This is a genomic window from Acinetobacter sp. DSM 11652 (assembly GCF_900109815.1).
Classification (GTDB): Bacteria; Pseudomonadota; Gammaproteobacteria; order Pseudomonadales; family Moraxellaceae; genus Acinetobacter.
Window position 1 is genome coordinate 24,740 of record NZ_FOBK01000010.1, and the last position, 11,742, is coordinate 36,481.

11 protein-coding genes and 1 tRNA gene are annotated in these 11,742 nt (G+C 36.9%); 8 read left to right on the top strand and 4 right to left on the bottom strand.

Going from position 1 to position 11,742, the window contains the following annotated elements:
- Positions 1-13 precede the first annotated feature (13 nt).
- Positions 14-1,000: a TauD/TfdA family dioxygenase gene (locus BMW42_RS10485; protein ID WP_092767703.1), complete on the top strand. Its 987-nt coding sequence runs from the start codon at positions 14-16 to the stop codon at positions 998-1,000.
- 604 nt (positions 1,001-1,604) lie between these two features.
- Here BMW42_RS10485 and BMW42_RS10490 read toward each other — a convergent pair.
- Positions 1,605-2,966, bottom strand: a complete 1,362-nt coding sequence (locus BMW42_RS10490; protein WP_092767705.1) for a spinster family MFS transporter — start codon at positions 2,964-2,966, stop codon at positions 1,605-1,607.
- Positions 2,967-3,139: 173 nt separating this feature from the next.
- Here BMW42_RS10490 and BMW42_RS10495 point away from each other — a divergent pair, with 173 nt between their 5' ends.
- Positions 3,140-3,589: a MarR family winged helix-turn-helix transcriptional regulator gene (locus BMW42_RS10495; protein ID WP_092767707.1), complete on the top strand. Its 450-nt coding sequence runs from the start codon at positions 3,140-3,142 to the stop codon at positions 3,587-3,589.
- Between the two features lie 97 nt (positions 3,590-3,686).
- Positions 3,687-4,763, top strand: coding sequence for a nitrilase-related carbon-nitrogen hydrolase (locus BMW42_RS10500; protein ID WP_092767709.1), 1,077 nt, complete (start codon positions 3,687-3,689; stop codon positions 4,761-4,763).
- A gap of 48 nt (positions 4,764-4,811) precedes the next feature.
- Here the strand turns inward: BMW42_RS10500 and BMW42_RS10505 are convergent, their stop codons facing one another.
- The 3 genes from BMW42_RS10505 to cysS all read right to left on the bottom strand — a co-directional run bounded on the left by BMW42_RS10505 (position 4,812) and on the right by cysS (position 7,260).
- Positions 4,812-5,471: a cupin domain-containing protein gene (locus BMW42_RS10505; RefSeq protein WP_092767711.1), complete on the bottom strand. Its 660-nt coding sequence runs from the start codon at positions 5,469-5,471 to the stop codon at positions 4,812-4,814.
- 227 nt (positions 5,472-5,698) lie between these two features.
- Positions 5,699-5,774: transfer RNA gene (locus tag BMW42_RS10510), tRNA-Gly, on the bottom strand.
- A 64-nt stretch (positions 5,775-5,838) separates the two neighbouring features.
- Positions 5,839-7,260 carry a cysteine--tRNA ligase gene (cysS, locus tag BMW42_RS10515; RefSeq protein ID WP_092767713.1) on the bottom strand — a complete coding sequence of 474 codons (1,422 nt, stop codon included), beginning with the start codon at positions 7,258-7,260 and terminating at the stop codon, positions 5,839-5,841.
- Positions 7,261-7,455: 195 nt separating this feature from the next.
- Here cysS and BMW42_RS10520 point away from each other — a divergent pair, with 195 nt between their 5' ends.
- From BMW42_RS10520 to lptB, 5 genes are read left to right on the top strand one after another with little or no spacing between them, the layout of a single operon-like run.
- Positions 7,456-8,448 carry a KpsF/GutQ family sugar-phosphate isomerase gene (locus tag BMW42_RS10520; RefSeq protein ID WP_092767715.1) on the top strand — a complete coding sequence of 331 codons (993 nt, stop codon included), beginning with the start codon at positions 7,456-7,458 and terminating at the stop codon, positions 8,446-8,448.
- A gap of 3 nt (positions 8,449-8,451) precedes the next feature.
- Complete coding sequence (locus BMW42_RS10525; RefSeq protein WP_035266365.1) at positions 8,452-8,991, top strand: KdsC family phosphatase; 540 nt, start codon at positions 8,452-8,454, stop codon at positions 8,989-8,991.
- Positions 8,992-9,030: 39 nt separating this feature from the next.
- A complete protein-coding gene (gene lptC / locus BMW42_RS10530; RefSeq protein WP_092767717.1) occupies positions 9,031-9,576 on the top strand; it encodes an LPS export ABC transporter periplasmic protein LptC in 546 nt (181 codons plus the stop codon).
- Positions 9,577-9,601: 25 nt separating this feature from the next.
- On the top strand, positions 9,602-10,132 hold the full coding sequence (lptA, locus tag BMW42_RS10535) for a lipopolysaccharide transport periplasmic protein LptA (protein WP_416224326.1): 531 nt from the start codon (positions 9,602-9,604) through the stop codon (positions 10,130-10,132).
- Entirely contained in the window at positions 10,132-10,878 is a 747-nt protein-coding gene (lptB, locus tag BMW42_RS10540; RefSeq protein WP_092767721.1) for an LPS export ABC transporter ATP-binding protein, read from the top strand. Before lptA ends, lptB begins: the two co-directional genes overlap by 1 nt.
- Positions 10,879-11,742 lie beyond the last annotated feature (864 nt).

An 11,742-nucleotide genomic window follows, 5' to 3' on the forward strand; every position in this document is an offset into this window, starting at 1 on the left:
GGGATAAATTGCGATGAATACGATATTAAAAGAGAAAATCAGTCATAAGTCGGCATGGGTGGGCAAAGACCTAAAAAATCAGACAGATTGGATTTATTATTTAAGCGAAGAAATGCTTCATGAATTAAGCCAAAATTTGCAATTGATAGAACAACAAGATCTAGAAATTGATCAATTGAATAACACGCATTTAACGATTAATAATTCACAAGTTTTATCTGAATTTAAAAAATATGCCGATGAGCTTGAGAATGGATATGGTTTCTTTCTATTAAAAGGTTTGGATGTCTCTAAATTTAGTGAACGCCAATTGGCGATTATTTACTATTTAATAGGCATGTATATGGGTCAACCCGTTACCCAAAATCCTAAAGGCGATTTATTGGGTAAAGTAGAAAACGTTGGTGATCTTAATAACAAATCAACGCGAGTTTATGAAACAAACGCATATCTCCCTTACCACACTGACTTATCTGACGTAGTTGGATTGCTATCAATTAGAAAAGCAATGAGTGGAGGATTGAGTAGTCTCGTCAGTGCTGCCACAGTCTACAATAGAATTTTAGAAAATTATCCTGAATATCTAGGTTATTATTATCATCCGACTTATTGTGATCATCTTGGTGACTCAGAACCAACACTCACGCCTATATTTAGCTTTTATGACAATAAATTAAGTTGCCGTTACTTAAGAGCATATATTGAACTAGGACATGAGCGAAAAGGAATACCTTTATCCAGAGTTCAAGTCGATGCGCTTGATATTTTCGATCAATACATACAAGATCCTGATCTCAGACTAGATATGATGCTTGAACCGGGTGATATGCAGTTCTGTAATAACTATTGTGTAATGCATTCACGATCGTCATTTATAGATGATGAAGACATCTCAAAGCGAAGAAAATTATTAAGATTATGGTTAAAAATGCCTAATGCCCGATCTTTAGCCAAGGATTTCCCAGGTAGAAATGGTATTCAAAAAGTAAATCTTTCTTAAAAAATGCTCATTATTTGACTACAACCTGACTCGGACTTTTAAGGCCGAGTCTTTTTTTTTGCGATTACTCAAAAGTTGTAAGACTGAATCTGATTTAGAGATGAGTATAAATAATAATTACGCACTCATCTGATTGATCACCTAAACAATATTCTTTTTTTGTTAACGCGCTATATGGTTCGGCATTATATCGTCTAACAATATTCACACTTTGAATGAGTTAAGTTAAATCAGCTTCTGGAAGTGAGTTTTCCTCATTCAGCAGTCCTGAACGCATTTTATTAAATTTGAGAGTGATTTCTATTCAAGTAGGGAGAATAATCTGCTCTTCAAACGAAAAATGTTGAAAGCCTAGACCTGACAGGGAATACGTCGTTTATCTTTATTTAATCGGGCATCGGACATGGGTATTCATCATAATGCGGCTTTGGCTTGCAACAAGTAGACGTTGATTGTTTTTTCTACCTTTGATTAGTTTAATCATTATTGATTCTCAGTTGAGAAAAAAGAACTCGAACAGATGTTCGAGTTCTTTTTCTAAAATAAACTAAATATGAGCTTAGATTTTAGAAAATGCTTTATGTAATTTTGCACAAATCACTTCTTATCTGACCATTTCATCTTTTTCTACATCTAGACTTTTCACAAAATGTTTACATCCTGTTTTGAGTAAAATAATAGTCAATAACGCTGAGAATCCACCTACGATTGAAATTGAATAACCTACCATGTTGGTATCCCCGAATACTTTATCGGTAATTAATGCGACTAAAGTTGTTCCAATACCTAAACCAATTAAGCTGCTGATTAACAAGAAAATTGCAGAAATTTGAGCTCGTAATTGATTTGGAGCTAAAATTTGCATAGCTGCTGTTGAGGTTGGCATTGGGAAAGATGCAAAGAACATAGCCACTGTAAAAATAGCAACAGATAACCACAGTGAGTCTACTAATGTATAGCTAATAATCGGTAAGATAATTCCTAAACCACCTAAATAACCAGCATACATTGCAGCATCACGTCGACCTTTACTAGTCAGATAGTCAGTTAACCAGCCTGCAAAGAAAACGCCAGATGTGTTTGCGATAAGTAGAATCATTCCTAACATATAACCTGTTTCAACAGGACTCAGACCAAAGTTACGCATATAAAATGCAGGTGACCAGCTCATGACACAAAACAATGCCATTGCATAGAATGTGAAGCCCATGTAGTGACAAGTAAATGTCTTACTGTGCTTTTTTAAGAATTTAAAAGAATCCGTAAATTTAACTTTTACGACATTACCTGAGGCATCGAGTTTTTGTCCTGTTCGTTGCGGATCTCTTACTGTTAAAATAAATAAAAGACCAATAAAAACGCCTGGCAATCCAACGAGAATAAAGGCAACTTGCCAAGCCTTCATCATGCCGAGTAAAGGAACATCAATAAACGTTGCATCTTTTAATAAGCTGATCACATAGCCGCCAACGAGAAAAGCCATCCCTCCACCGATAAAAGAACCAATGGAGTAAATACCAACGGCTTTACCTAATTTGTCTTTACTGAACATATCACTAAACATGGAATATGCTGCGGGTGATAATGCTGCTTCACCAATGCCAATCCCCATTCTTGAAAGAAAAAGTTGAATGAAGTTTTTACTTAGACCACAAGCCGCTGTTGCTAAGCTCCAAAAAATAATGCCAATTGCAATAATTTTTGGTCGGGAAAATCGGTCTGCTAAATAAGCGATAGGCAATCCCATAAATGCGTAAAATAGGGAAAAAGCTAAACCGTGCAATAGACTAAACTGAGTATCAGTTAAATTTAAATCTGCTTTGATCGGTTCAATCATCAAGACTAAAATTTGTCGATCAATATAAGAAAATATATAAGCCAACATACATAGTGTGACTACGTACCAAGCGTATCTCGTATTTTTTTTGACCGAAGCGGGTTCTTCAGCATTTAGAGTATTCTGCATTTTCGTATCCTATATCCTTAAGGGTTTGATTTTTATTCCATTATTTTTTTAGCTAAACTGTGACTAGGTATTCAAATTTAAGCAGCATTAGTCATATATAATGCAAAGTTAAACTCAAATACTTTTTATCAGCATACTGATAATATTTATGATTTTATAAAAGGGCAATAGGTATGTTTAAAAAAAATACGAATTCACCTGAAATATTTGATAATGAATCGGGTTACCTTGGATTTTTATTAAGAAAGACATCTCATGTATATCGTTTAAAAATGGAGCGTGTACTTGCTGAATATTCAATCACTCCACCACAGTTCACAATTTTGAAAATTATTTTGACTTACCCAGGTTTCACAAATGCGGAAATAGCACGTTTTGCTTCATTAACACCGCAAACAGTAAATTTGATGATCTCAAAATTAGAAAAACAAAATATTCTCTATAAAACTTCTCATTCTACGAATAAGAAAATTCAATTAATTGAGATATCAGATTTAGGGAAAAAACTTATGGAAGATTGTGGTGATGCTATTGATCGTTTAGAAGATTCTCTAGTCGATGGTTTTAGTGAAAGTGAAATAAGAATCGTCAGGAATTGGATGAAAAAAATTAATGAAGAATAATTTTCTAAATTATTTGGTTTTTGAACTTGCATAATTATCAGCACACTGATAATTTTTAAGTACATAAAAAAACTGAATGGATTTAGAGGAAAATAAAATGATCAAACCTTATGGTGTAGTAGGATTAGTTCCAACAATATGGGGCACAAGTTGTAGAGCAGATATTATGAAAAATATCTCTCATTTAGAGGAACTTACATCCGGTGCATTATGGTTGAGTTCTTTAGATATTCCAGTAAGACTGTTGGTTCTCCCAGAGGGGGCATTACAGGGCTTCAACGATGAAGCACTCGATGTTGATATTCAAGAATTCTTGGATGATGGTGCGATCGATATACCGGGCCCTGAAACAGATCGTTTAGGTGAGTTAGCTAAAAAACATAATGTTTTTATCATGGCGCAAGCCAAAGCTAAAAATGAGGATTGGCCAGGCATTATGTTTAATGTCGGATTTATTATAAATCCTCAAGGCGAAATTATTTTAAAACACCACAAAATGTCTGCTTTATTGCCATGCGAGCGTTCAGCATCACCTCATGATTTGTATGATAAGTGGGTAAAAAAATATGGTGAAGAGCTTCAATCATTTTGGCCAGTAGTTGATACGGAAATTGGTCGATTGGGCATCATGATGGCAATGGAAGGTAATTTTCCAGAAAATGGTCGAGGCCTAGCGATGAATGGTGCTGAAGTCGTCTATCGTGCATCTTTACCAGCTTCATTTACTGAAAATGATGTATTTGAAATCTCCAATCGTGCTCGTGCTTTAGAAAATAATATGTACGTAGTAGCACCAAATATTGGGGGGATGTATCTTGATGAAAATACATTAGCACCGATCGATTGTGGTGGTGGTCTTTCTATGATTGTGGACCATAAAGGTAAAATAGTGGGTAAACAGCATGATACCAATGGATCTACCTATGTCACTGGTGTAGTTGATATAGAGGCACTTCGTTATCATCGTACACACGCTCAGGTGACCAATTGGATGAAAGATATACGTGCAGAATGCGCACAATTAATTTATAAAAATAATATATATCCTAAAAATTTGTATTTGCAGCAAAAACAGGGACATCACGACGAATATAAAGCGGAAGTGATTGATAAGCAAATTCAGAAGCTTATTGATATGGGTGTCTGGAAAAAAAGCGCATATGATGAGTCTTAATCAATGCACTAGCTTAAAAACCCAATAATGTATTGGGTTTTTTTGGGTTTATATATTTTTTAAATGATCTTTTTTTACATAAATCAAAGCGCCAGAACCACCTGCTTTGATTTCAATACGATGTTGAATCGGAAACCTCATCCACGAACCGGCTGAATAATTTCGTTCATTCATCACCAATTTACCTTTGATAATGAAAATTTCAATACCGTTATGATGTGTTGATTCTAAAACCTGTTGGCTTTCGAGTTTTTCGAGAAAGGTGTCTTCATACTCAGATTGAAATAGTTGGCAAATCTTTCTGTTGTTAAAATAGGTCCAGTTTCGCTCGTCACGAGTATCAATTCGTGTAGCTAATTTTTCTTCTTCAGACATTTGCATGAGTTTCACCAAGATCAGACATCCATCTAAGCTCGAGACAATATGTTTAGAAAGGTGAGGATTTCGCATATACCATCCAGATGGATAGTGCTGATGATCATCTTCAGTAAAAGTCCCGTTTAACACTAGAACTTCTTCACCGAAGGGGTGTTGATGCTCTGGGAACTGAGAATTTGAAGGGAACTCAACTAGGCTGGTTGCTCTTGCTTGTTCTAAGCCAACACGATCAAACATCATTCGTTTAACTTCGCCTCTTGGGGATTGAATCCATTGATAATCCTCTGGAGTAATTATTACAGGTTGAGAGAAGTCAGCATTTAATCTCATGCTTTTAGCCTAAAAAAGAGCATTAAAGTAATTAATATTATCAAAAAAAGCGTGAATTTAAGATGAAAACCTGTTCAAGTTTGAGAGTGATTGGGTGTGGAGCAACTTTGACTTTGGTCGGCTAGCTTCTCTTTTCTCTTTCGAATAATTTAATCTAGGTCGACTTTATTTGAGAATCTAAGTCAATAAAAAAAGCCTCAATCTTTCGACTGAAGCTTTTAAAATTTTGGAGCGGGAAACGAGACTCGAACTCGCGACCCCAACCTTGGCAAGGTTGTGCTCTACCAACTGAGCTATTCCCGCAATATGGTGTGAATTATAGTGATTTTGCACACCCTGTCAACACTTCCAAAATTTAATTGATGAATTAATCAGCACGTCGCCATAAAGTTCCTTGACGCGTATCTTCAAGTACAATGCCTTGATCAAGAAGATTTTGGCGAATCTCATCTGCACGTGCAAAGTTTTTCTCTTTCTTGGCATCTTTGCGTTGTTGAATGAGATCTTCAATTTCATCATTACTCAAAGATAAGCTTTCTTGACCAATATCTGATTTTAGGAATTCATCAACATTATGTTGAACAAGACCTAAGATATTGGTCAGATAGCGCAAGGTGGCATAATATATGGCCGCCTGTTCAGCAAGTTCGTCTTTTACGGCACGATTTAATTCTTTATTGATTTCAAAAAGTACGGCAATCGCTTCTGATGTGTTGAAATCATCCCGCATTGCTGCATTAAACTTTTCAACGAGTGCTTCATCGTATTGCGAATTAATTTCGGCACCATATATCTGTTGATATGCTTTAAATGAATGATAAAAACGACTTAATGTGTTTTTAGCTTCTTTAAGCGCAGTATCAGAAAAATTCACAGGGCTACGATAGTGTGATGAAACGATAAAGTAACGAATAACTTCAGGATGGAATTTTTCCATGACATCGCGAATCGTGAAAAAATTGCCTAAAGATTTAGACATTTTTTCACCATCGACATTGATAAAGCCTACGTGCATCCAATAGTTTACATATTGTTCGCCAGTTGCAGCTTCACTTTGTGCGATTTCATTTTCGTGATGGGGGAAGGTTAAGTCAGACCCACCACCATGAATATCAAAATGATTACCAAGGCAACATGTAGACATTGCTGAACATTCGATATGCCAACCTGGACGACCATTCCCCCAAGGAGATTTCCAAGAAGGTTCATTTTCTTTTGCATGCTTCCATAGCACAAAATCGAAAGGATGTTTCTTTTCAACTTCAACATCGACTCGTTCGGAAGCACCTGCTTGCATGTCTTCGAGTTTACGACCAGATAGACGCCCGTATTTTTTAAATTTTTCAACTTCGAAGTACACATCACCGTTTGACGCAGGATATGCAGTGCCATTATTGACCAAAGTACCAATCATATTTTGCATTTGATCGATGTACTCTGTCGCACGAGGTGCTTCATCAGGTGCCAAGCATCCTAAATTGGCAGCATCTTCATTCATTGCCTGAATAAAGCGATCAGTGAGTGCTGTAATGCTTTCACCATTTTCATTTGCACGTGCAATGATTTTGTCATCAATGTCAGTAATATTGCGAATATATTTAACTTTCCAACCTTGGCTACGAAGAAAACGAATAATATAGTCAAATGCAACCATAACCCGAGCATGACCGATATGACAGTAGTCGTAAACTGTCATCCCACAGACATACATATCAATATGTCCTTCTTTGCGTGGTACAAACTCAACTTTTTTTCGTTGCTCTGAGTTATATAGAACAAATGGTTGCATAGGTCTTCAAAAAGCTAAAAAAATGGTGGTTCATCTTAACCTAAGGCTTATCTTTCACAAAGTTTTATGCGTAAAAAATCTATGCAAATGAAATTTATACATTTAAGAAAAAGATACTTGCATGCTTATGTTAATATATGAAGAATAATTTAATGATTGAAATTGTGGCTGAATCCAGCTTCAAGGTGCCCAGATTTGAATTCTGAAAATACTACATATCCAATTGATTTTCAAAAGGTTGCAAAAGAAACCTTGGAGATTGAACGTCAAGCTTTATCGGTACTATCTCATCAGATTGATGATCGCTTTTCCCAAGCATGTCAAATTATCCTACGGTGCCAAGGTCGTTTAGTGGTCACTGGTATGGGGAAATCTGGTCATATCGGTCGAAAAATGGCTGCAACATTTGCATCAACAGGAACGCCGTCTTTCTTCATGCATCCAGGTGAAGCTGGTCATGGTGATCTCGGGATGTTAGTGCGTGGAGATGTGCTGATCGCGATTTCGAACTCTGGTAAAAGTGATGAAATCATGATGTTAATGCCACTCATCAAACATTTGGGTGTGCCATTGATAACAATTTCAGGTGATGACCGTGGACCAATGCCACAGAACGCTGATGTTGCGCTTACACTTGGTCATATTCAAGAGGCATGCCCATTAGGTTTGGCACCAACTTCAAGCACGACAGCGACTTTAGCTTTAGGTGATGCTTTGGCTGTTGCTTTACTTGAAGCGCGTGGATTTACTGCAAATGATTTCGCGATGTCGCATCCAGCTGGTGCACTCGGTAAACGATTACTGTTGCACGTTAAACATCTGATGCATGTGGGTGAATCTCTACCAAAAGTTTCACCAGATACACCAATGAATAAAGTTTTATACGAAATATCAAACAAACGTCTCGGATTAACCACAATTGTGGATGAAAATGATGTTCTGTTAGGTATATTTACAGATGGTGACTTGCGACGTCTCATTGATAAGCAACAAGGTTTTGATGTTAATCTTGCCGTATCAAAGGTTATGATTGAAAATCCTCTAACCATTTCACAAGAAGCAAGAGCGGTTGAAGCGCTAGAGCAAATGAATGCTAAAAAAATCAATCAATTTGTAGTAGTCAATGATGCCAAACAAGTGATTGGTGTGATTAGCATGCACGATTTAATTCAAGCTGGGGTAAATTAATTCATGGCATCTTATGTATTGTTAGAACAAGCACGACATATCGAAGCGTTGGTTTTGGATGTGGATGGTATTCTAAGTGATGGTTTTGTAACGTTGACGAACTCAGGTGATGAAATTAAGTCATTTGATATTCGTGATGGACTTGGGATGAAACTTGTTCAGCAAGCTGGAATTAAAGTTGTCATTATTACCGGTCGCCAAAGCAATATTGTGACAAAGCGTATGAATGATTTAGGTGTAGACTTAGTTTATCAGGGGCGTGAAGACAAAGGGACTGCCTTACAGCAAGCTTGTACGCAACTGGGTTTAAAACCAGAAGATTGCTTGTATATGGGGGATGATTGGCCAGATTTATCAGCTTTTGCGATTGCGGGAATGAAAGTAACAGTGCCAAATGGTCATGTTGAAGTTCGTCGTCGTGCAGACCTTGTAACCCAAGCTTATGGTGGTCGTGGCGCTGTGCGTGAAATTTGTGACATGTTATTGTTGTCAAAAGGGGTTTACCATGAACTTCTTGAAAAATATTTGGCTGTAACGCATTAATACGCAGTTGATATGAACGCTGAATATAGTTGATGATTTATGGATACTAAAGTTTTATACATTACTGCTGTTATTGTCGCTGCTATAAGTGGTGGCTATTATTATTACAGCGGTAAAGGGAAAAAATTAGAGGGTTCATCCGCTCAATCGATGACATATTCGGCAAAGAATATTAATCTTTTGCAAACTGATGAAAAAGGCATGCTTTATGTTAAGGCTACAGTTGATGAGCTGAACCAAGATATGAAACAGAAAACATCAAGCTTGCAGAATTTAAATGCCAGCATGTTTACTGATAATGTAGAAGACGCTACGTTTTATGCTAAACAAGCGCATGGTTACAATGACAATGAGAAGATTGTGTTATCTGGAGATGTTGTTGCAACCAAGCAAGGAGAAATGGGCAAAATGGTTTTTCGAACCGATGCGCTTACAGGATATCCAAAAACAAGAAAGCTTGAAACATCTGAGCAAGTTACTGTACAAACACCAAATGCAGATTTTGTCAGCCAAGGCTTAGAAGCAGATTTGAATGAAGGTCAGTACGATTTTAAAAATATTCGAGGAAAGTATGCACCAAACTAAACCTTCTTATTTATCAGGTTCGAAAATGCTTAAAGCAATAGCAATGGTGGCACTCAGTTCTATTTCTGTTATGGCATTTGCATTGCCCAGTGATCGTAATCAACCCATCATGCTTTTAGCTGATCGTGCGACCTATAATGACAAAACAGGTATAACGACCTATATTGGGAATGTTTCTGTTGAACAAGGTACTTTCAAGTTAAATGCAGCCTCTATAGTTGCTAATCTCAATGCCAATCGCCAAATTAGCTCAGTAAATGCGTCAGGTTCTCCTGCAAAGTTCCAACAGCAATTAGAGTCTAAACGTGGCATTGCACGTGGTGAAGCCTCTAAAATTGTATATAACGCTGATACAGGCATTATTACTTTGTCGGGTAATGCATATTTGTATCAAGATGGCGCAAGTATTCGTGGGAATACTTTGCGTTATAGTATGAATAAGGGTGATATCGAAGTTTTAGGCGGTGGCAGTAGTGAAACGGGTAGTTCAAAAGGTCGCGTACAAATTATAATTCCTCCTTCTGCCTCAAAATCATTCTCTGGAGTACGTGATTAATGAGCGTCGATGAATCACCAATCCAAACATTAAAAATTAAACATCTTGCCAAAGTTTATAGTAAACGCTGGGTGGTGAAAGATGTTTCATTTAGCATGCAGAGTGGTCAAATTGTTGGTTTGCTTGGACCGAACGGGGCGGGAAAAACGACAAGCTTTTACATGGTAGTCGGACTGGTTCGAATGGATAAAGGTGAAATTCACTTAGATAATCTTGATCTTTCGGACCTTGCAATGCATGAGCGTGCTCGTCATGGAATTGGTTATTTGCCACAAGAGGCTTCAATTTTTCGTAAATTGAGTATTTCAGATAATATTTTGGCGATTCTTGAAACGCGGAAGGATCTTAATAAGCAACAACGTAAAGAGAGACTTCAAGAGTTATTAGAAGACTTTAAAATTACACATATTAAAGATTCTTTGGGGATGAGTGTGTCAGGGGGGGAGCGTCGCCGTGCTGAAATCGCTCGAGCATTAGCCGCCGATCCTAAGTTTATGCTCCTTGATGAACCTTTTGCTGGGGTAGATCCAATTTCTGTAGGTGATATCAAAGACATTATTCGCAATTTAAAAGAACGTGGTATCGGTGTGCTCATTACAGACCATAACGTTCGCGAAACGCTCGCGATTTGTGAGCATGCTTATATTGTCAGCGAAGGATCTGTCATTGCGGAAGGAACACCAGATCAAGTACTTATGGATGAAACTGTCCGTAAAGTTTATTTAGGTGATGATTTCACAGTTTAAAAAAATAGTGTGATATCTATAAAATAATGTTGTTTTATAGATATTTAGACTGTAAATTAACTCAAACAAATCGTAAGTTTACAATTGACGCAGAAATAATATAAAAATCATTGTAGAATACGATTGATTTTATGTGGCGTAGTTCACACTTTTTAATAGAGATTACAAGTGGCTAAACATCAATTAAGTCAGAAGGATATGGGGTATATCACGCTGTTTGCGATCAGTTTATGTACGACACAAGTACATGCTGAAGATGCAATCGCTCCTCTAGCAATTGACGATACCCAACGTGCACTATCAGCAGAATTACAAAAACCAAAAATCAACTTTAGTTTGGAAAAAAAGACTGTTGAAGATATACCTGAACAGCTTGAAAAGCCACGTTTTAAATTATTCCAATCGAAATCCAAAATCTCGAAAGAGCAAGTGAAAGAACAGGTTCTTGTTCCTAAAGTTATTGAACAAGTTCCTGATTTAGACGACATAGTCGAAAATGAAATTGCTCAAGTTAACACTATACCTTTATCTAATTCGCAGTCTCAGAATGAGTCGAAGGAAAAGACTCAAAAGAAATCTTTCTTTGCATTTGTTAAGCGTGAAAAAGCGGCATCTGAACCAAAAGTATTGCTGCCAAAGGTAAAGCAGGATATTGAAGAGGCTTCAGCGCCAAATGTTCTAAAACCTACTATTTCATCTACTGTACAACCCGCTACTAAAGACACTCGTCAGGTTTTAAAACCGCTTAAACCAAAGATCCAAAATCAACTAACAGAATCTTTAATTGACGCGCAACACGCAAAATTACTAGAAAATGAAACATCGGTTTCAGAAGACAAAACAGAAAAACCAAAAAGTAAACTC